Below are 22,329 nucleotides of genomic sequence, written 5' to 3'. Positions count from 1 at the left end.
CACGTCGTGCACCGGGCCTCCCGTCCTGTCCGTGGTGGCGTCAGCCCTTGCTGTCGTACGTGCCCAGGGTCACGTCCGCCTCGCGGGACTGCCCGTTCCGGAGGTAGCTGATCGTCGTCGACGCACCGCCCGCGAAGTACCGGACCTGTGCCGTCAGGTCGGTGGCGTCCGAGACGGTCGCCGAACCGATCTTCGTGACGACGTCACCCTTCTGCAGACCGGCCTTCGCCGCCGCACCGCCGGACGAGACCGACTTGATGAGCGCACCCATCTGGGTCGCGCTCGCGTTCTCCGAGGCGTCGCCGACCGTGGCACCGAGCAGGCCGTGCGTGGCCGAGCCCTTGTCCTTGATCTCGTTCGCGACGCGCTTCACCAGGTTCGACGGGATCGAGAAGCCCACGCCGATGCTGCCGGCCGCCGAGTCCGACGACGACGAGCTGCCGGCCGAGGCGATGGCCACGTTGATGCCGATCAGCTTGCCCTTCGCGTCGAGCAGGGCGCCACCGGAGTTGCCCGGGTTGATCGACGCGTCGGTCTGGATGACGGGCAGCGAGACCGTGGTGTTCGCGGACGAGCTGCTGCCGTTGTCGCCGTTCCCCCAGAAGTCGAACGGGCCGCTGCCGCCGTTGCCGCCCTCGTTCGAGTCGCCGCCCTCGCTGGGGGCGCTCGACGTGACCTGGATGCTGCGGTTCAAGGTCGAGACGATGCCGTCCGTGACCGTGTTCGACAGGCCCAGGGGCGCACCGATCGCGACCGCGGTGTCACCGACGTTGAGCTTCGTGGAATCGGCGAACTCCATCGGCTTGAGGTCGGTCGCGTCGATCTTGATGACCGCGAGGTCGACCGTCGGGTCGGTGCCGATGAGCTTGCCCTCGTAGATCTTGCCGTTCGAGGTCGTCACGGTGATCGAACCGTTCGAGCTGTCGCCGTCGAGCGTCACCACGTGGGTGTTCGTGACGATGTAGCCGTCCTTGCTCATCACGACGCCCGAACCGGTGCCGGCCTCGTTGCTGGACGACACGTTGATCGTCACGACCGACGGCGTCGCCTGAGCAGCGACCGCGGTGACGACCGTCGCGGAGTCGTAGTCGTTGACGGTGAGGTTGCCGCCCTGCGACGAACCGGACGACGACGTGACGGTGCCGCCCTGCGACGACCCGGCGAGCCACCCGGCGCCACCGCCGACCAGACCCGCGACGACCAGTCCGGCGATGATCGGCAGGACGAGCTTGCTGCGCCCGGAGCGGGTGGTGGTCGTGGTGGCCGCTGCACCCGCGGTTCCGTCGGCGAAGTAGTGGCCGTTGCGCTGGTTGGCGCCGTCCACGTCGCCGAAGGCGCTCGTCGCGGACTGCGGTGCCTGCGCCGACGCCGACGCGTACTCCGACGAGGACGCGGGGGCAGCGGCGGAGGCTGGCTGGGCGTACTCGCCGTACCGCGGCTGGCCCGCGGTCGGCTGCTGGCCGTACTGCGGCTGCTGGGCCTGGCCGTACTGGCCCTGCTGGCCGTACTGCGACTGCTGACCGTACTGGGACTGCTGGTTCGGCTGGTTCTGTCCGTACTGGGACTGCTGGCTCTGGCCGTACTGGGACTGCTGGCCGTACGGGCTCTGCTGGGCCTGGCCGTACTGCGGCTGCCGGTTCTGGCCGTACTGGCTCTGCTGGGCCTGCCCGTACTGGCTCGTCTGGTCTGCGGCGGGCTGCTGGCCGTACTGGGACGCCTGCCCGTACGGCGACGTCTGCTGGCCGTACCCGGCTGGCTGCTGGCCGCCATCGCGCTGCTGGTCGCCCGAGAGCGTCGGGTACGGGGCCGTGTAGCGGTCCGTGGGGTGGTCGGTCGCCGACGGGATCACGTCGGTGTGGTCGGCGCTCGTGGCGTCGTCGGACGGAGCCGCGTGCTGCGCGGCGTCGTCGGACCGCTCGGCGTTCTCGGGCTGCTCGGCGTCGTTGAACTGCTCGGAGTCGTTCGGCATCGACGTGTTCCCCTTCGTGGCCGCTGCGGCGGCGTCCTCACTGGCGGCAGGCGATGCCGCATCGTCCGGACGGCGGTCGTCGCCCTGCCCGTTGGGCGTGGTGTCGGTCATGCTGGACGTGCTCCTTTCAAGCTCGTGCAGTCTGTCGCAACCACCTGAGCGGTGCTTCTGGCGACGCTGGAAGCATCCTCTGCCGATCTTATGCGTGGGCTGTGGGTCCGTCCCCGGATCGCCGTCGGACGGCCAGCTAGGTTGGGGTCCGTTCAGCGCGACACGTCGTCGCCGTCACCGGAGGGAACCACATGCGGCAGGCAGGACCCTGGTTGCGAGCAGCCGAGGGAGCGATGCTCCTGGGACCCGACGGCGTCCCCGCGCCCACCGTCTTCGCCGAGATGAGCGCCCTCGCCGCGAGCACCGGCGCGATCAACCTCGGGCAGGGCTTCCCCGACCAGGACGGCCCCGCCGAGGTGCTCGAAGCCGCGGTCCGCGCCATCCGGGACGGCGTCAACCAGTACCCGCCCGGACGCGGGACGGTCGACCTCCGCACCGCCGTGGCCGAACACCAGCAGCGGTGGTACGGCCTCGAGGTCGATCCTGACCGGCAGGTCCTGGTCACCGCCGGCGCCACCGAAGCCCTCGCCGCGACGCTCCTCGCCCTGGTCGAACCGGGCGACGAGGTCATCACGTTCGAACCGTTCTACGACGCCTACGGTGCGCTCGTCCGGCTCGCCGGCGGCACCCACGTCACCGTGCCCCTCACTGCTCCGGACTTCCTGCCGGACGAGGACACCCTGCGCGCGGCGTTCACCGACCGCACTCGCGTCGTGCTCGTCAACACGCCGCACAACCCGACCGGCCGGGTCCTGCCCGACGAGGTCCTGCGCACGATCGTGGAACTCGCGACACGGTACGACGCCCTCATCGTCACCGACGAGGTCTACGAGCACCTGACGTTCACCGTCCCGCACACGCCGATCGCGACACTGCCCGGAGCCGCCGAGCGGACGGTCTCGATCTCGAGCGCCGGCAAGACCTTCAGCACCACCGGCTGGAAGATCGGCTGGCTCACCGCTCCCCCGACGCTCGTCGACGCGATCACGACGGTGAAGCAGTACCTGACCTTCGTCAACGGCGCACCGTTCCAGCCGGCCGTCGCCGTCGGACTGCGGTTGCCCGACGCCGTCTTCGCCGGGATCGCCGCCGAACTCGCCACCAAGCACGAACTGCTCGCCTCGGGGCTCCGGTCAGCGGGCTTCGACGTCATGCGGCCGGACGGCGGGTACTTCGTGATCGCCGACACCGCGCCGCTCGGGTACGACGATGCGCGGGCCTTCTGCCTCGAACTGCCCGCCCTGGCCGGGGTTGTCGGCGTACCGGTGTCGGCCTTCGTCCGGCCGGAGCACGCCGCGGGCTACCGGTCCCTCGTGCGCTTCGCATTCTGCAAGCGGCGTTCCGTCCTCGAGGACGCCGCCAGCCGCCTGGCAAGCCTCCACGCGCCGTCCTGAGCCCGATCCCGCCACCGGCGCAGTCGCGACCACGGATCGGACGGGACCTGCCGGTCAGGGGCGAGCCGTGCCTCCAGGCCGGGCGCGCAGCGCGACGTCGTACCGGCGGAGTGCCAGCGACGGGTTGACCTGCCGGACCGCCTCGGTCACAGCGGTGTCGACGGTCGCGACGAGCGTGCCGGGCGCAGAGCCGGCCGCCGCCACGGCGACACCGGAGGGGTCGAGCACCACCGAGGCACCGATGCCGATCGGGGGCGTCTGGCCGACACCGACGACCCACACGGTGTTCTCGATCGCCCGCGCGGTGAGCAGGGTCCGCCAGTGGTGCTCCTTGCCGGGGCCGCGCACCCACTCGGCCGGCAGCACGACGACGTCGGCCGCACCGTGCTCGGGCGCTGCCAGCCGGCGGGTGACCTCGGGGAAGCGCAGGTCGTAACAGGTCTCGAGCCCGATCCGGAGGCCAGCGAACTCGAAGACCGGCAGCTGCTCCGGGTCGCCGGACTCGATGCGGTCGGACTCCCGCGACCCGAAGGCGTCGTAGAGGTGCACCTTCCGGTAGGTCGCCGCGAGCTCGCCGGTGGGGAGGACCGCCACCAGGGTGTTGCGGAAGCGCGTGGGTTCGTCCGCGGTCGCTGCGTCGGTCGTCGCGGCTTCCGTCGTCTCTGCGTCGGTCCTCTCGGCGTCGGTCGTCTCGGCGTCGGTCGTCTCGGCGATCCCGACGACGAGCGCGAGTCCGGTGTCGCGGGCGATGTCCTGCAGCCCTGACACGAAGGGGCCGTCGAGCGGCTGCGCTGCGGCGACGAACCGGTCGTCGATGTCGGCGGTGAAGTACGACGAGTACTCCGGCGTGACGAGCAGGGCCGCTCCCCGCGCCGCTGCGTCGGCTGCCGCGGTCCGGACGGTCTCGAGGTTGGCCACCGGGTCGTCCACGGGAGCGAACTGCGCGGCGGCGATCGTGAGGGTGCCCATCCGCCGAGCGTACCGGCGCACTGCGGAGCGTTCCGGCATGGAGGAGCCCGGGAACGAGGAAAGCCCCGGTCCTTTCGGACCGGGGCTTTCGTGTGACGCTTGGTTGCGGGGGCAGGATTTGAACCTACGACCTCTGGGTTATGAGCCCAGCGAGCTACCGAACTGCTCCACCCCGCGGCACATTGAATAGCCTACACACGGTCGTGGCGGGGCACAAATCGTGTGCCCCGCCACGGCGTGTCAGCTGCCGTCTTCGGCTGCGGTCGCGGCCTCGATCGCCTCTTGCAGGCGCTTGTCGGCCTCGGCTGCAGCGACCAGGTCGTTGTCGGCGTAGGCCTGCTGACGGTCCTGCAGGGCGTCGTTCGCGTCGGACAGCGCCTGCTGCAGTGCGTCGTTGTCCGTGGTGCCCGAACCGGTCGAGCCACCGGTCGACCCGGAGCCCGAGTCGGAACCGGAGTCGGACGAGCCCGACCCGGACGAACCGGAGTCGCTCCCCGAACCACTGGCATCGGAGTCTCCGGCAGCAGCACCCGAGTCACCGCCGAACAGCGAGTTCAGTGCCTCGTCGAGGGTGTCCTCGAACGCGATCTTGTCGCCGAACGCGACGAGCACCTTCTGCAGCAGCGGGTACGAACCGCTCGACGTCGACTGCACGTACACGGGCTGCACGTACAGGAAGCCGCCGCCGACCGGAAGGGTGAGCAGGTTGCCCTGCTTCACCGTCGAGTTGCCGCGCTTCAGGATGTTCAGCTCCTGCGACACCGTGGTGTCCGAGTTGAACAGGTTCTGCACCTGCGCCGGGCCCGGGATGTTGTCGGTTTTCGGCATCGTCAACAACGTGAGCTTGCCGTAGCCCGACGCCTTCTTGCCCTTGCCCGCACCTCCCGCGTCGGAGTCGGCGGCCAGGTAGCCGGTCAGCACGTTGCGGTTGTTCGCGCCGGCGGACTGCTGGGGGATGTAGGTCGTGTACAGGTTGTACGCGGTCTCCTGGCCCGGCACCTTCATCGTCAGGTAGTACGGATCCTGCAAGTTCGCCTTGCTCGCGGTCGTCGTCGTCTGCGCGCCCAGGGCGTTGGTGGTTGTCGACGTGTCGGCGGCGCTCGCATCCGTGTCGGTCGACCCCGTGGTGGTGGGCTCCTGTGGTGTGTTCCACGCGTCGTCACCCGAGTAGAACGAGTTCGCGTTCGTGACGTGGTAGGTGCCGAGGATCGACCGTTGCACCTTGAACAGGTCCGTCGGGTACCGGACGTGGTCCAGCAGCTCGGCGCTCATGCTCGACACCGACTTGACCGACGTCGGGAAGATCTTCTCCCACGTCTTCAGCACCGGGTCCTTGGTGTCCCACGCGTAGAGGGTCACCTTGCCCGTGTAGGCGTCGACCGTGGCCTTCACCGAGTTGCGGATGTAGTTGACCTGGTCGGTGCGGTACGCCGAGGACTCCGAACCGGCGATGCTGTCCGACAGGCTCTGGCTCTGCGAGTACGGGTAGGCGTCACTCGTCGTGTAGCCGTCGACGACCCACTGGATGCGGTGGTCGACGATCGCCGGGTAGGCGTCACTGTCGACCGTCAGGTACGGCGCGACCTTCTGGACACGCGTGATCGGGTCGCGGTCGTAGAGGATCTGCGAGTCCTTGTTGACCGCGTCCGACAGCAGGACCTGCTCCGACTGGAACTTCGCCGCGTAGACGAGTCGGTTGAAGAAGTTGCCCACACTCGGTCCGCCGTCGCCGGAGTACGTCGTGGTGGCGTTGCCGCCGTTGTCGTCGTCGGATCCGGACGGGTAGTCGAGCTCGACGTCCTTCGAACCCTTCGGCGCGCCGACGATCGAGTACGCCGGCGAGGTCTCGCCGAAGTACACGCGCTGCTGGAAGTCACCCAGCGCACCGTTCGAGGGGATGCCCGACTCGAGGAAGACCGGCTTGCCGTCGCTCGCGCGCTGGTTGCCGAAGGCCGCGGTCACGCCGTAGCCGTGGGTGTACACGAACGCCCGGTTGTACTGGGTGTTCGCGGCCGAGCTCAGGCCGTCGAGGTCGATGTCGCGCACCGCGATGACGGTGTCCTCGGTCTCGCCCTTGACGTCGTACCGGTCGACGTCGAGCTCGTCCGGGAACTGGTAGTACTGCCGGTACTGCTGCAGCTGGCTGAAGGTGTCAGAGACGATCTTCGGGTCGATGAGGCGGATGTTCGCCGTCGTCTGGGCGTCCTGCGCGAGGGCGCCGGAGCTGGCCTCGGTCGTGGCGTCGTAGTTCTGTTCCTTGACGTCGGACACACCGTAGGCGTCACGCGTGGCCTTGATGTTCCGCTCGATGTACGCGGACTCGTAGGTACGCTCCGAGGGCTTGACCTGCAGGCGCTGGACGATCCAGGGGTAGATGCCCCCGATGACGATCGCGGCGACGAGCAGCAGGCCGGTGCCGACGATCGAGATGCGCCAGCGGCCGATGACCGCGGTGACGATGAACAGGATCGCGACGATCGCCGCGATGCCCGCCATGATCTCGCGACCCGGGATGACCGCGTTGACCTCGGTGTACTGGGCACCGGTGATGAGCGAGTTCGACTTGGTGAGCGCCGCGTACTGGTCGAGCCACAGGCTCACGGCCTGCAGCGCGATGTAGAGCGCAGCGGTGACGGCGAGCTGGATGCGCGCTGCTCGGGAGATCCGGACTTCACGTCCCCCGAAGCGCAGCGCGCCGTACAGGTAGCAGGCGGCGAGGGCGGCGAGCCCCGCGATCAGCACCACGGCCGACGAGTACGCCACGATCGAGCGCCAGAACGGCAGCTCGAAGACGTAGAAGCCGATGTCCAGGCCGAACTGAGGGTCCGTCTTGCCGAACGGGGTCCGGTTGAAGTACTCGAGCACCATGCTCCAGCGCCCCGAGGTCGACAGCCCGGCGAAGATGCCGAGCACCACCGGGATGCCGATCATGACGGCGCGGCGCAGCGGTTCGATGACCTGCTGGTACCGGTCCAGCTGCGAGTTGAGCTTCGCGTAGACCGGGCGGTACCGGAAGGCCAGTCCGATGCTCAGGAAGACCGGGATCGCCATTCCCAGGAAGCCCGCGAGGAACATCAGGGTCCCTGCGATCCACCGCGTCGTGAGGACCTGCTGGAACCCGAGCTGCGCGAACCACGCGTAGTCGGTGTACAGGCTGGCGAAGATGAAGAAGCCGATCACCAGTGCGGCCAGCACGATGATCGTGACCACGATCGGGACCCGCGGCGAACGCCGCCCCGAGGTGGACGAGGTTGTCGTCACTTGATGTGCTCCAGACGTGTCGGACCGGCGGGCCCGGCTCGCGGCGGGCCGTCAGTTCACTGATCCTATTGGACCGGGCGGACTGTGAAACTGTGCGAGGACTCAGGAACCCGGTCAGGAACCGCAGCGGGCGAGCTTCGCGGTGCTCTTCCCGTCGGCGATGGTCTGCAGGTCGGTGACGGCCTGGTCGAGCGTCGACACCTTGTAGACGTCGAGCCCGTCCGGCACGTGCCCGACGACCTCGCCGCAGTTGTCGGCCGGGGCGAGGAACACCGTCGCCCCCGCTTCCCGCGCGCCGTAGAGCTTCTGCCGGATGCCGCCGATGGCTCCGACCTCGCCGTCGGCGGTGATCGTGCCCGTCCCCGCGACGTGCTTGCCGCCGTTGAGCTTGCCTGGTGTGATCTCGTCGATGATCCCGAGCGCGAACATCATGCCGGCCGAGGGTCCACCGACGTCCTGCAGCTTGATCGAGACGTCGAACGGGAAGTCGTACTTCTCCGTGACGCCGACGCCCAGGAGCGCGGTGCCCTGCTCGTCGCGCGGGGTCACCCGGACGTCCTTCGTCGCACCGTCGCGCTCGATGGTGACGGTGGCCGGGGTCGACGTGCCGTGCTTCGCGACGAGCTCGCGCAGCGAGGTGGCGTCGGCGTTCGTCGTGAGCGGGGTGCCGTCGAAGGCCGTGATGACGTCGCCCTTCTCGATCGGACCGTCGGCAGCCGAGCCCGGCTGCACGGTACCGACCTCGAGTTCGGTCGGCAGGTCGTTCCCCTGCTGGATTAGTGCTGCGGCCACCGCGGACTGCTGCGACGCCTGCATGTCGGCGGAGTCCTGCTGGTTCACCTGCTCGGTCGTCGTGCCGGTCGGGTAGATCGCCTCGACCGGGATCACGGCCTCGGACTTCGTGAAGATCGCCCGGACGACGCTGGTCCACGACGGACGGTTCGTCGCGTCGCCCTGGATGCCGACCGTCAGCATGTCGAGCGCACCGGCGGTGGGGTAGGTCTCGTGCCCGGAGACCTGGATCAGCTTGACGTCCTTCGCGTCCTTGCCCGTCCCCTGCTTCTGGGTCCCGATGGTGTTGTAGACCGGTCCGGGGACCTCGATCAGGTACGGGCTCGGCAGCACGCTCGCCAGGATCCCCAGCACGACGGCACCGATCACGAACGACCACCCGACGGTCCTGGCACGCGAACGACGACGGGGCGCGGGGGTGAAGAGGGTCACGCGGGGTCCTTCCAGGGGCGGTCGCCGGGCCTGACGGCGGGACTGTTCGCCCTCGGCGCAGCGGTTCGGGCGTTCCCACGGGGGCATCCCAGGTGCGGCCCCGTGAGCAGCGATTAGCGTAGTCGGCATGCCTGATGAACCACAGCCGGGGCCGGACGACGACTTCCAGGAGATGCTGCGCAAGCTGCTCTCGGGCGAGGGCCAGATCGACCCGTCGCAGCTCGCCGGTGCGGCCGGCCTGCCGAACGACCCGGCCTTCGTCGCGAACCTGATGAGCCAGCTGCAGCGTGCCGCGCAGTCCAGCGGCGACGGCATCGACTTCTCCGCGACCGCCGAGCGCGCCACCGCGATCGCCCGCGAGGGCGGCCACGCCGTCGACCCGGTGGCCTCGCAGGCGGCCGACCAGGCGTTCCAGGTCGCCGCCCTCTGGTTGGACGAGGTCACGACCGTGGCCGAGCTCACCGCCACCCCGAGCCTGTACACGCGGGAGCAGTGGGCGAAGGCGACGGTGCCGGTGTGGACACAGATCGCCGAGCCCGTCGCGTTCAGCATCGCCGATGCACTGACCGAGGCCATCGACCAGCGTGCTCCCGAAGAACTCAAGGCGATGCTCGGCGACGTCTCGAAGGCGATGCGCGGCGTCGGCGGTGCCCTCTTCGCCATCCAGCTCGGCCAGGTCGTCGGCCAGCTGTCGAAGGAGGTCGTGTCCGGCGGCGACGTCGGTGTCCCGCTGCTGGACGAGCAGGTCGCTGCACTCCTGCCGCAGAACGTGGCCGAGTTCGCCGAGGGACTCGACGTCTCCGAGGACGAGGTCCGCATCTACCTGGCGGTCCGCGAACTCGCCCACGCACGGCTCTTCCGCTCGGCGCGGTGGCTGCGACTGCACATCATCTCGTCGATCACGGACTACGCACGGGGCATCCACATCCCCTTCGACCGCGTCGAGGAGCTCGCCGCGGACATCGACCCGACCAACCAGGAGCAGCTGCGGGACGCGCTCGCCTCCGGTGCGCTCATCCCGCCGCGCACGCCCGAGCAGGACGCTGCGCTGGCACGACTCGAGACCATGCTCGCGCTCGTCGAGGGCTGGGTCGACACGGTGACCGCCGCCGCCACCGTCCGGCTGCCGAAGAGCGGTGCCATCGCCGAGATGGTCCGTCGTCGCCGTGCAGCCGGAGGACCCGCCGAGTCCGCGTTCGCGACGCTCGTCGGCCTCGAACTGCGACCCCGCCGTCTGCGCGAGGCCGCCGCGATGTGGCAGCGGGTGACGGACGAGCTCGGTGCCGAGCAGCGTGACGCACTCTGGTCGCACTTCGACCTGGTCCCCACGTCCGACGACGTCGACGCACCGGACGCCCTGGTCGCCCGTCTGCGGAACCCCGCGCAGACCGAGGAGGACGACGCGTTCGACAAGGCGCTCGAGGACCTGCTCAACGACGCCACCGGCGCCCGTCCGCACGAGGACGAGTCCGGCCGGATCGACGACGGCGCCCCGGGCACCGACGGAACGGGTACCGACGAGACAGGCACCGACGAGGACCGCCCCGGCGACCAGCCCCGCTGAGTCCGGCACCGTCGAGTTCTCCACAGATCCACCACCCGGCCCCACGCGTGCCCCCGACTCGGGCACCGTGGGGTCATGGGCATCCGCATCGATCCGACACTCGAGTTCGTCTGGCGCGACCCGACGACGGTGCAGCTCGGGGTCGATCCGCCTCGTGCCGTCGTCGACGTCCCGACCACGGGCGAGGAACGGTTCCTCAGTGCCCTGCGGCGTGAGACGGGGCGCGAAGCGCTGAGCGGCCTCGCCGTCACCTCGGGCTGCCCACCGGACGTCGCCGCGCGCGTGCTCGGTGCGGCGTCCCCCGCCGTGATCGACGTCCTGCCCGAACCGCTCGAACGGGTCGAGGTGCACGGCGCCGGCGGGTTGCCGGACACGATCGCGGCGCACCTGTCCGGCGAGGGCGTGACCGTCGCCCGGACCTCGTCCCCGCGGGGCGGCCCCGTCGACCTGCCGGAGCACGAACCCCGGCTCGCCGTGGTGGTCGCCGACCACGTCGTCGACCCCGCGCTCCGCGCCGCCTGGACCCGCAGGGGCGTGCCGCACCTGGCGGTGGTGGTGGGCGACGGCCGCATCCGCCTCGGGCCGTTCGTGGTCCCGGGGGCCGGCCCGTGCCTCCAGTGCGCGGAGTTCGCACGCGTGGACGACGACCCGGCGTGGCCCGCGATCGCGTCGCAGCTGTGGGGACGACCACCGGCGCCGCTGTCACCGTGGCGGTCCGCCGCGGTGGCCGCGGCCGCCACCCGGCTGCTCGTGCAGCGCCTGCCGCTCCGGTCGCAACGTGCCGACCCGGACCAGGTGGTGTTCGACCGCGACGACCTGGCCGTCAGCCGGTGGTCGGTGCCGCTCCATCCGCGGTGCGCGTGCCGAGCACTGCCAGGAACCGACTCGGAGCGCGGGCTCCCCCACGCGTGGAACCCTGTCTCGACCACGTGATCGTCACGGTCCGCCGGGCGCGGGTCAGGCCGACGTAGAACAGGCGACGTTCCTCGTCCACCTCGGTGTCGGTGGTGGCGTGCGAGATCGGCAAGAGGCCCTCGGCGGCACCGGCGATGACCACGTTCGGCCACTCGAGTCCCTTGGACGAGTGCAGGGTCGCCAGGGTCACGGCGTCGACCTCGGGCTCGTGGTGGGTCGCGGCACGGTCCACCAGGTCCTGGGTGAACTGCTGCATGGTCGTGCCGGCGGGGGCGTCCTCGGCCAGGCCCATGATCGCCTGCAGCGCTTCCCACTGCTCGCGGACGGCGCCGGTGCCCTCGGGGGCGGTCGACGTCCACCCGCTGACCTGCAGCACGAGGCGGACCCGGCGGGTCAGTTCGTCGTCGGTCTGCCGGATCGCCTCGCCGCGCATGTGGTGCACCGCGAGCTTGACCTCGGGCCGGTTGAAGAAGCGCGTGCCGCCCTGCACCCGGTAGGGGATGCCGTTGCGGCCGAGCGCGGACTCGAGGGCCGCGGACTGGGCGCCGACGCGGAACAGCACTGCGCAGTCGCCGTACGACGCTCCGCCGGCGACGAGTTCCGCGATCCGTCGGGCGATGGTCTGCGCCTCGTCGCCGTCGTGCACGCACGGCACCACGACGGGGTCGGGCCCGGGCTCGTCCGTCTGGGCGACCAGGTCGAGCGCGCCCGGTTGCCCGCGCATCAGGGCGTTGGCTGCGTGCACGACCTCGCGGGTGGAGCGGTAGTTCCGCTCGAGTCGCACGACCGAGCCGCGGGGGAACTCCGAGCCGAAGCCGAGCAGGTAGTCGCTCGACGCACCGGCGAACGAGTAGATCGTCTGGCTGGCGTCGCCGACGACGCACAGGTCGTCGCGGCCGCCGAGCCAGGCTCGCAGCAGATCGTGCTGCACGGGCGAGACGTCCTGGTACTCGTCGACGACGAAGAACCGGTACTGCTGCCGCACGTAGGACGCCACGCGCGGCTCCGACTCGACCATGCCGAGCGTGGCGAGCAGGACGTCCTCGAAGTCGAGCTGTCGGCGGTCGTCCTTCAGGCGCTCGTAGGCCTTCATCAGGTCGATCACCCGGCGCGGCGAGGTGTCGCGCGGCATCACCCGTTCGGCGGCGGCGGCCTCGTACTCCTCGAGCGAGAGCATCTGCACCTTGCGCCACTCGACCTCGGCGGCCAGGTCGCGCAGCACCGGGGTGTCGACCGACATCCCGACGGTGTCCGCGGCGTGCGCGATCATCCGGCCCTTGGACTCGACGATCTTCGGCGCGTGCCCGCCGACGGTGTCCGGCCAGAAGTAGCTGAGCTGCGCCATCGCCGCAGCGTGGAAGGTGCGCGCCTGCACCGTGCCGGCGCCGAGCGAGCGGAGTCGCGACCGCAGCTCCCCGGCGGCGCGGGTGGTGAACGTCAGCGCGAGGACGTGGTTCGGTGCGTAGGTGCCGGTCGCGACGCCGTAGGCGATGCGGTGGGTGATCGCACGGGTCTTGCCGGTGCCGGCGCCCGCCAGGACCGCGACGGGGCCGAGCAGGGTCCGGGCGACGGTGCGCTGCTCGGTGTCGAGAGCGGCGAGGAGTTCATCGGGCGACGGCGGACGGACCTCGGCCGAACCGGCCGAACCGCCTGCACCGCCCGGACCAGCGCCAGCCGGCACCGGCCCACCACCAGCACTGCTCACGGCAGGTCCAGCGGCCCGCCGTACCACTCCTCGATGATGGCGCGGGCGATCGAGGTCCGACCCGGCAGCAGCAGGGTGTCCCCCGCGCGCTCCCGGATGTCCTCGCGCGAGAACCAGCGCACGTCGAGGATCTCGACGCCGTCGGGCCGAGCGGTGGACGGGTCGCCGTCCACCGCGCGGGCACGGAAGCCGACCATCAGCGACGCGGGGAACGGCCACGGCTGCGAGCCGAGGTACTCGGGCTCCTCGACGTGCACGCCGGACTCCTCGAAGACCTCGCGGCGGACGGCGTCCTCGAGCGACTCCCCCGGTTCGACGAACCCGGCGAGCAGCGAGTAGCGGTCGGCGTCCCACGCGGCGTTCGAGCCGAGCAGGATGCGGTCGTCGGCGTCGACGACACCGACGATGATCGCGGCGTCGGTACGCGGGAAGTGCTCGTGTCCTTCAGGGTCGCGGCGCACCCACCCGCCGGTGACGACGTCGGTCGCGGACCCGGTGCGGGGCGAGAAGCCGTGGACGGCGTGCCAGTTCGCCATCGCCACGGCCTCGACCGCCAGGCCCTGGTCGCGCGGGGACAGCTCGGTGCCGAACATGCGCAGGCTCTCCCACGCGTCGTCGGACGGTTCGATGGCCGACGCGGTGGCGTCGTCGACGAGGGCCGCGACGAAGCGGGTGCCGGCGGGGGCGTCGGCAGCGTCGGACACGGCGCGGCCGAGGTACAGCGTCACGGTGCCGTCCGGCACGTCGGCCGCGGTCACGAACCGCAGGGTTCCGTCGGCGTTCCGGAGCATCTCCGAGCCGTGCACCGGCAGGTACCGGGTCGCGGAGTCCTCGCGCAGGACCCGGTCGAGGTCCGGCGTCGTGCGGAACTCGGCGTCGCGGTCGAGTTCGTTGCGGGACAGCGGGAGCCGGGAGGCGAACTCGACGGTCACGGCAGAGGGCTCCTCGGTTCGGGTGCAGGCGAGGCCTGCGGGCGGGGCGTGCGGCAAGGCGTACTGGGAAGGCTTCGGGAACAGCGTGGCGTGCACCGGTGCAGGCGTCACGCACCTACCCTGAGGGGCATGGCGGGATCCCAGTTCACTCTAGCCGCGTTGGCGACGACGGCCGTGCCCGGTCTCGTCGTCACGGGCACGCGCACGCTCGGCTCGGCCGCGGCCGGCGACTACGAGTCGGCTCTCCTCCGCGACGCCGACGGTGCCCTGACGGTCATCCGACGACCCCGGAACCAGCGGGCGGAAGCCCGGCAGTCGGCCGACCTCGTCGCGATCCGTGCGCTGAGCGCCGGGATCCGCACGCGCCTCCCGTTCGGTGTGGCCGAGTACCGCGGTCAGGCGCCGATCGGATCGACCCGCGCCATCGTCACCACCCGGCTGCCGGGCGCGCACCCGACGCTCGCGTCGTTCGCCGAGCGCCCCGAGCTCGCCACGAGCGTCGGCCGCGCCCTCGCCGCGATCCACCAGCTGCCGACGAGCTTCGTCTCGGACGCCGGCCTGCCGTCGCTCACCCCGTTCGAGGTGCTGCGCTCCGCCGTGTCCGTGATGGACCGCGCCGTCGCCACCAAGCTCGTGCCCGCCGCCCTGGTCGAACGGTGGGAGGGCGCCGCGCGCGACCAGCAGCTGTGGCAGTTCACCCCCACCGTCGTGCACGGATCGATCGGCACCGGCGTGCTGCTCGTCGACGGCGATGCCGTCAGCGGGATCCTCGACTGGGGCGAGCTCCGACTCGGCGACCCGGCGAAGGACCTCGCCTGGGTGCTCGCCGGCCGACGCGACGCCTTCGACACCGTCCTGAGCGCCTACGAGGCGAACGGCGGCGGACGCGACCGTCAGCTCGCACAGCGCGCCCGGGTGCACCACGAACTCGAGACGGCGCACTGGCTGCTGCACGGCGTCCAGGCGAAGAGCACCGAGGTCGTCGACGACGCGGTCGCGATGATGCACCGGCTGGTCGACGCGGTGCACGCGCCGAGCGCGGAGCCGCTGCAGTCGGTGTCCCCCGAGACGATGGAGATCGGCGAGGTCGAGCAGTTGCTGTCGTCGACCGAACGCCGACACGGCTGACCTCCGCTCCGACGTTCCGGCTTCTGCGCCGCGCTCACTTCTGCCGAGCGGTCACGCAACGTCGTCCGCCCCGCGTTCGAGCGACCGTCCACGACCAGTCGGCAGCCGCCGACGGGCTGTCGTGACCAGCGGTGGTCGCGCTGGGCGGTGGGCGCGACTGCCTGGAGGCCCGGTGCCGGTCCGCGAGACCGGCACCGGGCCTCCCGGGTGGCCGGCCGGGCGCGGCGCGCTCCCCGCCCGCGTCCGGCCCCGAGCGGTCACGGCTCCCCGCCCTCCGAGCACCGACCGGCCACGAGCCGTCGGCCGTCGAGCCGCGCACTGACGGCCTGTGACCGGTCGCCGTGCACGCCGAGGGGTGTCGCGACCCCTCGTCCGTCAGCCGATCGCGGCCGTCCAGGCGCGCTCGAGTCCAGCACGGTCCAGCAGCTCGGTCGGACGCACCTCGAGGTCGTCCGCGACGAAGTAGAACACGGCGTCGACCTGGTTGAGCGGTCGACCGGTGAACTCGGCGTAGGCCACCCGGTACAGGGCGAGCTGCAGCGTCCGTCGGGCCAGGTCGTCGGCACCGGACGGTGCCTTGCCCGTCTTCCAGTCGACGACCTCGGCACGCCCGTCGATCTCGTAGACGGCGTCGAGCTTGCAGACGACGCTGTGCCCGAGGAACGGGATGTGGATCTCCCGCTCGACCTCGACCGGCGTGCGGCCGGCCCACCGTGAGCGGGCGAAGGTGGCCTGGAAGTCGGCCAGTCGTCGGGCGTCGTCGTCCGTGACCACGGCGTCCGGCGAGGCGTCGACCAGGTCGTCGGCGTCGAGGTCGAGCTCGTCGCCCCACACGTCGAGGGTCTCGAGCGACCCGCCCGTCCGGGCACGCTGCTCCACCCACTGGTGGAAGAGCGTGCCGAGCCGGGTCGCTCGGTACGGACGCTCCGGCATCGGCCGCCGCAGGCGTTCGGCCACCTTGTCCGGCTCGGTCAGGTAGTCCTTGAAGCCGGAGGCCGGCACGCGGTGCGGGACCACGACCGCGTGCTTCGCGTTCCGGGTCGCGCGTCGTTCGGCGAGCAGCAGGTCGATGTCGGCCGCGTACCGGCCGGAGGCACCGGGGTTGGCGTTCCGGACCCGCTCGGCCGCCGCCAGCACCCGGGGCGCCCGCTGCCCGAACGGCACGTGCGGCCAGAGCTGCTGTGCGCCGTCCTCGCCGAGGGGGTTCTCGTCGTGCACGGTGGTCTCCGGGATCGCGGTGCCGTCGACGACCCCGGCCTCGACCAGGTCGTGCAGGTACCGGCTCGGCTCGGTGGGGCGCACGCCGCCGGCCCAGAACGAACCGGACACGAGCAGGTCGTGGCGGGCACGGGTCAGCGCGACGTACGTGAGTCGGCGTTCCTCGTCCTCGTTGCGGGCCTTCACCTGCTCCTTGAAGGCGTCGATCGCGGTCGTGACGTCCTTCTGGGTCTCCTGCCCGCGCCACGCCAGGCTCGGCAGCTCGGCGCCGTCCCCCCGGAACTCGTACGGCAACCGGCCGAAGCCGAGCCACCCGGACGAGCCCTCCTGCGGCCGGGCGGGCAGTCCGCCCTCGACCATGCGCGGCACCGCGACGGCGTCCCACTCGAGGCCCTTCGACCCGTGGATCGTCAGGATCTGGACCGTGCCGGCTTCGGGTTCCTCCGAGCGCGGGCCCATGTCGTCACGACGGGCGGCTGCGTCGATCCACCCCAGGAACGACCCGAGGTCGGCACGGTCGTCGGTGGACACGAACCCGGCGAGCTCGTCGATGAAGGCGTCGAGGTACGCCCCGCTGCCCTGCTCGTGCGCCGCGACCTCGATGTCGAGGCGCATCTCCTGCACCACGAGCGTCACGAAGTCGACCAGGTCGCTGCCGGCCCGCGACCGCAGCATCGCGAGCTGCGTGCCCAGCGCCCGCATCCGGCTGCGGCCGGCGGGCGTGATGCCCTCGAGCGCGCCGTGCTCGTCCGGTGCGGTCGCCACGAAGTCCAGGGCGTCGACGATCGAACCGTGCTCCCCCGCAGCCACCGAGGCGCGGAACGCCGCCGTCAGCTCGTCGTCGAGCCGCTGCTGCGTGTGGTCGCGCTGGAACAGCCACCGCGCGAGGTGGTGCAGGGCGACGACGTCCGCCGCGCCCACCCGCCACCGGGCACCCGCGAGCAACCGGATGAGGTCGTTGCCGGCAGCCGGGTCGTGCAGCACCCGCAGGCACGCGACCAGGTCCACGATCTCGGGGCGCTGGAGCAGACCGCCGGTGCCGAGCACGTGGAAGGGCACAGCACGCGCTCCGAGCGCCGCGGTGAACGACGCCAGGTCCTTGCGGGCACGGAGCAGCAGGGCCATCGACCCGGTCGGGTTCCGCTTCCGGTGGCCCTGGAACCAGGCGGCGACCTCGTCGGCCTCTTCCGGCAGGGTCTCCGGGAACACCGCCCGGACCGTCCCGGCGTCCGCACCGGGTCGCGGTGACAGGCGCTCGACGTCGACCTCGGATGCCTCGGACAGCGGCGCCACGATCGCGTTCGCCCCCGCGAGGACGTCGACCGGGTTCCGCCAGCTCGTCGACAGCGCGAACGTCACGGGCCGGACCGCATCCGGCTCGGTGCCGCCGAAGTCGTGCGGGAAGCGTGCGAGGTTCGCGGCGCTCGCACCGCGGAACCCGTAGATCGACTGGTGCGGGTCGCCCACGGCCATCACCGAGTGCCCGCGGAACAGCCGGGCGAGGAACCGGGTCTGCACCACCGAGGTGTCCTGGTACTCGTCGAGCAGCACGACGCCGAACCGCTGCCGCAGGTCCGTGACCACCCGCGGCGCGGACTCGGCCGCGGCGAGCGCCAGGGCGATCTGGTCGGAGAACTCGACGAAGCCGCGGTCGACCTTCTGCCGCCGGAACTCCGCGACCAGGTCGGCCAGGGGCTCCAGCGCACCGATCGCCGCGACGGCGTCGGTGATCGCCTTGTACGGCTTGCCACGGTTGCCGGGCAGTTCGAGCAGGTCGGAGAACTCGACGGCGAACCGGCGGAGGTCCTCGGGTTCGACGAGGTGCTCGGACGTGGCCCCGGCGAGCGCCACGACGGCCGCGGTGAGGGTGTCGACGTCGCGGTCGAGTCCGGCCAGTCGGTCGTCACGCGCGGCCACCACGACCCGGCGGGCCAGCTGCCAGGCGGACGGTTCGGTCAGGACCTGGGACTCGCCGTCGCGGCCGACGAGCAGGGCGTTCTCGCGGAAGACGGCGTTCGCGAACGCGTTGTAGGTCGACACGGTGGGCGCTTCGAAGGCGTCGCCCGGGGTGATCAGGCCGACGTCCTCGAGCGCACGGATGCGGTCGTTGATGCGCACCGAGAGCTCGCCGGCGGCCTTGCGGGTGAAGGTCAGGCCGAGGACCTCGTCGGGGCGGACCATGCCGTTCGCGAGCAGCCAGACCACCCGCGACGCCATCGTCTCGGTCTTGCCGCTGCCGGCTCCGGCGACGACCAGGGCGGGGGTGAGCGGGGACTCGATGACGGCGCGCTGCTGTGCGGTCGGGCGGGGGCGGCCGAGGGCGTCGGCGATGGCGTCGGCGCCGTGCCGGACCACAGGCGCAACGAGGACGTCCGTCGTGCCCGTCGAGCCCGTCGCGTCGGTCGTGTCGGTCGTGTCGGTCGTGTCGGTCACCAGGTCACCTCCGAGACCACGTGGATGCGGCACTCGACGCCGGTCCGGGCCTTCTCGCAGTGGTCGTCCACGTTCGCCAGGAAGGTCCGTCCGGCCATGCCGCGCGCGACCCCGTGCAGGCGCTCCCGGTAGGCGTCGCGCGCCTCGGCGTCGAACGCGTGCTGGGTGCGCTCCGAGTAGGCCTGCCCGCCGCGGGGGTTCTGCACGAACACGAGTCGGGCGTCCGTCATGGGCGAGCTGGCCGGAACGCCCTCGACCGCGCCGTCCTCGATCGCCAGCTGGTACGCGCCGAGCTGCGGGTGCTCCGGCATGTCGTTCTTCTCGCTCGGCATCGAGCGTCCGGTCTTGAGGTCCACGACGCTGACACGGCCCTCGGGGTCGACCTCGATGCGGTCGATGCTGCCGCGCATCCGGGCGGGGCCGGTGACCAGGGCGAACGAGGTCTCGGCGCCGAGCAACCGGCGGCCGGCGCCCGCGAAGGTCCGCAGGTAGTCGCTGAGCCCCTCGATCATGCGGCGGGTGCGCGCGCGTTCCCGATCGGCCACCCACGGCGACTCGAAGGTCAGTTCGTCCCACCGGGCCTCGACCCGCTCCCACAGCGACTCGACGTCGATCTCGGTCGCGTGCTCCATCGCCTCGTGCACGATCGTGCCGATCCCCATCGCCGGACTCGGCGCACCGCCGCCGAAGGTCTGCACGAACCAGTGCACCGGGCACTCCTCGAACGTGCCGATGCGCGACGGCGAGACGGACACCGTCGGGGCGACGGGTTCGCCGCCCTTGACCTCGGGCACCGGCTCGGCGTCGAGGTCGACCAGCGGCTCGTCGGTGGTGGGCTCGGCGAGGCCGTACCAGTCGTCCGGTGCGGCCCCGGGGACCTCGGCCTCGGCCAACCGGGCCAACGCCGAGGCGGCCTCGTGGTCGCCGGACAGGACGACCCGACGTCGCAGGGACCCGGCCAGTCCGCGCAGGGACAGCGGGTGCACGGTCGGCTGCCGGTCCGGCGGCACCGGCACCAGGCGGACGAACGCCGACGGGGACTCGTCGTCGTTGGCGACGGTGCCGATCACGACCTGCGTGGTCGCGCGGGAGACGGCGCGGGCGAACAAGCGGAGTTCGTCGGCGACCACCGCGGCGCGGTCGTCGATCGGCGAACGCTCGGCCCCCGACGCCGCACGGACCAGGCCGTCCGGGTCGAGCAGACTGCCGCGCACCCGGGTGTTCGGCCACACGCCGTCCTGCAGTCCGAGCACCACGACGACGTCGCACTCGAGTCCGATCGTCGCCGAGGGGGTGAGCACCCGGACCCGGCCGGCGGTGCGGTCGGGGCCGATGGAGTCCTCGGGCAGGTCGGCGCCGAGCAGGTCGTCGACGAACACCCGGGCCGGGGCGTCCGGGGTGCGCTCGACGAACCGCTTGGCGGCGGTGAACAGGCCGACGACGGCGTCGAGGTGCCGGTCCGCTTCGCCGGCTCCGACCCCGCCGGCTGCGGACTGGCCGCCCCACGACTTCGCGAGGCCGCTGCGCTCCCACAAGCCCCAGAGGATCTCCTCGATGCTCGATCCGGCCTCGGCGTCGGCGTGTGCCTGCACCAGACTGCGCGCGAGTCGGGTCGCCCGTCTGGCGAAGCCCGCGTCGACCGTGGCCAGACGCTCCGGGGCACCGAGCGCGTCGATCAGGAGTTCGTCGGCCGTGCGGGTGCCGTCGCCGGCGAGCTCTTCGCGCCGCAGGGCGAGCCGCAGCCGGCGCATCGCCAGGGTGTCGAGGCCGCCGAGCGGCCCGGTGGCGAACGCCGTGGCCAGGGCGGCGTCGAGGGGCAGGACCCCGAGGGCGACCGCCGCGGCGTCGAGCAGTGCCCGCGCCGCCGAGTCGTCACGGGGGCGGACGGGCGCGGCACCGGCGGTCGCGGGGACCTCGGCCACCGAGAGCGCACGCACGAGCTCGGGGATCGCGGCGCCGCTGCGGGTGACGACGGCCATCCGGTGCCACGGCACACCGTCGAGCAGGCGGTGCTCGCGGAGCCGTCGGGCGACGGCGACGAGCAGCGCCGACCGGCTCGCTGCCTCGAGGTGCACGACGGCGTCGGCTCGGGCGTCCTCGTCACTCGCCGTCGCCGCGCGCTGCCGGCCGGCCGCTGCCGTCCCGATGCGCCCCGTGATCCCGGAGACCAACGACCGGATCGGCGCGGGGTACCGGTGCACGGTGCCGAGGATGAGTTCGTCGACGCGGTCCACGCCGAGCCGCACGGCCAGGCGCCCGAGCACGTCCGGTTCGGCCCCGCGGAACGCCGAAGCGGCGATGTCCGGGTCGCCGAACGCGACGACCTGCACGCCGGACCGTGCGAGCGCACCGAGCAGTGCCACCTCGCCCTCGACGAGTTCCTGGGTGTCGTCGACCACGATGAGTCCGAGGGCGGCGATGCTCGCCGGGAGTTCCCCGCGCAGCACGGCCGCGGTGGCGAACGCGACGAGCTCACCGGAGTCGAGGCTGGTCGCGCGGAACGCGGTGACCGAGGCGCGGTACTCGTCGACGAAGTCACCGACGGCCCGCCACTCGGGTCGACCGCCCTCGTCGCCGAGCTCGCGCATGTCCTCGGGCTCGACGCCCGCCGCGACCGCACGCATCATGACGTCGCGCAGCGCGGTCCGGAACCCGGCGCGCTCGCGCACCACCGCGGTGATGGGTTCGGGCCAGTCCGGACCGGTGCCGTCGAGCTCGTGACCGGCGAGCAGGTCGGCGATGATGCGGTCCTGCTCGCCACCGGTCAGCAGCGTGGGCGCTTCCTGCGCCTGGACCGCGGCGGCGTGCGCGACGATCTGGAAGGCCAACGAGTTCACGGTCCGGGCGAGGGCTCCGGGCACCACGCGGTCGACGGCGGCGGCGAGGCGGTCACGCAGGGCGGTGGCAGCGGTCCGCGACGAGGTCAGCGCGAGCACGGTGGCGTGCCCGTCGGGGCTGATCGCGTCCGGTCGGCGCAACCGGTCGGCGACGAGCCGGGCGAGCGTGGTCGTCTTGCCCGTGCCGGGAGCGCCGATGACCGCCGCGTGCCGGCCGTCGGGCAGCGCGAGCACGGCGGTCTGGGACGGGTCGTCGGCCAGGGCGCGTGCGACGCCGACGTCTGCGGGGGCTGGCGTCAGCGTGGTCTGCGGCACGCTCGTACGGTACCCACGACCGCCGACACCACCCGGCCCGACGCGGGCGCGGCGCGCACCCTGGCCGCAGAGTGCGCCCGCGGCGAACGTCCGATGTCCTCCGGGACCGCTCGGATACGCTGTGCTCGTGGACATCAAGATCGGCATCATCAACAGCCCGCGCGAGATCGCGTTCGAGACCGCCCAGACCGCCGACGAGATCGAGAAGGCCGTGTCTGAGGCCCTCGCGTCGAAGGCGACGCACCTGTCGCTCCAGGACGAGAAGGGCCGTCGCTTCATCGTTCCGGTTGCCGCCCTGGCGTACGTCGAGGTCGGCGCGGAAGAGGCACGCCGCATCGGCTTCGTCGCCTGACG

The 22,329-nt window shown here is 71.9% G+C and carries 13 protein-coding genes and 1 tRNA gene; 5 read left to right on the top strand and 9 right to left on the bottom strand.

The features are described from left to right. Positions 1-40: 40 nt before the first annotated feature. Complete coding sequence (locus EDF23_RS10325; RefSeq protein WP_243648884.1) at positions 41-2,080, bottom strand: trypsin-like peptidase domain-containing protein; 2,040 nt, start codon at positions 2,078-2,080, stop codon at positions 41-43. A 191-nt stretch (positions 2,081-2,271) separates the two neighbouring features. Here EDF23_RS10325 and EDF23_RS10320 point away from each other — a divergent pair, with 191 nt between their 5' ends. After that, positions 2,272-3,474 (top strand): aminotransferase class I/II-fold pyridoxal phosphate-dependent enzyme, encoded by a 1,203-nt coding sequence (locus tag EDF23_RS10320; protein WP_131921600.1) that lies wholly within the window; start codon positions 2,272-2,274, stop codon positions 3,472-3,474. A 54-nt stretch (positions 3,475-3,528) separates the two neighbouring features. On the opposite strand, the gene EDF23_RS10315 is transcribed toward EDF23_RS10320, so the two are convergent. From EDF23_RS10315 to EDF23_RS10300, 4 genes are all read right to left on the bottom strand, one after another. Beyond that, on the bottom strand, positions 3,529-4,443 hold the full coding sequence (locus tag EDF23_RS10315) for a carbon-nitrogen hydrolase family protein (protein ID WP_131921599.1): 915 nt from the start codon (positions 4,441-4,443) through the stop codon (positions 3,529-3,531). A gap of 100 nt (positions 4,444-4,543) precedes the next feature. Then, positions 4,544-4,620, bottom strand: a tRNA-Met gene (locus EDF23_RS10310). A gap of 63 nt (positions 4,621-4,683) precedes the next feature. Continuing rightward, positions 4,684-7,653, bottom strand: a complete 2,970-nt coding sequence (locus tag EDF23_RS10305; protein ID WP_173169512.1) for a UPF0182 family protein — start codon at positions 7,651-7,653, stop codon at positions 4,684-4,686. A 165-nt stretch (positions 7,654-7,818) separates the two neighbouring features. After that, a complete protein-coding gene (locus tag EDF23_RS10300) occupies positions 7,819-8,928 on the bottom strand; it encodes a S16 family serine protease (protein ID WP_243648883.1) in 1,110 nt (369 codons plus the stop codon). A gap of 127 nt (positions 8,929-9,055) precedes the next feature. Between EDF23_RS10300 and EDF23_RS10295 the strand changes: the two genes are divergently transcribed. Further along, positions 9,056-10,492 carry a zinc-dependent metalloprotease gene (locus EDF23_RS10295; protein WP_131921597.1) on the top strand — a complete coding sequence of 479 codons (1,437 nt, stop codon included), beginning with the start codon at positions 9,056-9,058 and terminating at the stop codon, positions 10,490-10,492. Between the two features lie 75 nt (positions 10,493-10,567). Beyond that, positions 10,568-11,425 (top strand): hypothetical protein, encoded by an 858-nt coding sequence (locus EDF23_RS10290; protein WP_131921596.1) that lies wholly within the window; start codon positions 10,568-10,570, stop codon positions 11,423-11,425. Here EDF23_RS10290 and EDF23_RS10285 read toward each other — a convergent pair. Continuing rightward, positions 11,316-13,112: an ATP-dependent helicase gene (locus tag EDF23_RS10285; protein WP_243648882.1), complete on the bottom strand. Its 1,797-nt coding sequence runs from the start codon at positions 13,110-13,112 to the stop codon at positions 11,316-11,318. The two genes, EDF23_RS10290 and EDF23_RS10285, sit on opposite strands and share 110 nt — an antisense overlap. Continuing rightward, positions 13,109-14,044, bottom strand: coding sequence for an NAD(+) diphosphatase (nudC, locus tag EDF23_RS10280; RefSeq protein WP_111085001.1), 936 nt, complete (start codon positions 14,042-14,044; stop codon positions 13,109-13,111). The genes EDF23_RS10285 and nudC overlap by 4 nt, the downstream gene beginning before the upstream one ends. A 129-nt stretch (positions 14,045-14,173) precedes the next feature. On the opposite strand from nudC, the gene EDF23_RS10275 reads away from it, so the two are divergent. Further along, a complete protein-coding gene (locus EDF23_RS10275) occupies positions 14,174-15,172 on the top strand; it encodes a phosphotransferase (RefSeq protein ID WP_123294087.1) in 999 nt (332 codons plus the stop codon). A 375-nt stretch (positions 15,173-15,547) separates the two neighbouring features. Here the strand turns inward: EDF23_RS10275 and EDF23_RS10270 are convergent, their stop codons facing one another. Together EDF23_RS10270 and EDF23_RS10265 are read right to left on the bottom strand one after the other, a co-directional pair. Continuing rightward, positions 15,548-18,823 (bottom strand): ATP-dependent DNA helicase, encoded by a 3,276-nt coding sequence (locus tag EDF23_RS10270; protein WP_243648881.1) that lies wholly within the window; start codon positions 18,821-18,823, stop codon positions 15,548-15,550. Next, positions 18,820-21,975 (bottom strand): UrvD/REP family ATP-dependent DNA helicase, encoded by a 3,156-nt coding sequence (locus tag EDF23_RS10265; protein ID WP_165901094.1) that lies wholly within the window; start codon positions 21,973-21,975, stop codon positions 18,820-18,822. Before EDF23_RS10265 ends, EDF23_RS10270 begins: the two co-directional genes overlap by 4 nt. 127 nt (positions 21,976-22,102) lie before the next feature. On the opposite strand from EDF23_RS10265, the gene EDF23_RS10260 reads away from it, so the two are divergent. Next, positions 22,103-22,327 carry a DUF3107 domain-containing protein gene (locus EDF23_RS10260; RefSeq protein WP_111084998.1) on the top strand — a complete coding sequence of 75 codons (225 nt, stop codon included), beginning with the start codon at positions 22,103-22,105 and terminating at the stop codon, positions 22,325-22,327. The last annotated feature ends 2 nt before the right edge of the window (positions 22,328-22,329 follow it).

It is taken from the genome of Curtobacterium sp. PhB128 (assembly GCF_004340725.1).
Lineage (GTDB): Bacteria > Actinomycetota > Actinomycetes > Actinomycetales > Microbacteriaceae > Curtobacterium.
Note: the sequence above shows the minus strand (reverse complement) of the source record. Positions and strands in the feature narration are given on the sequence as shown.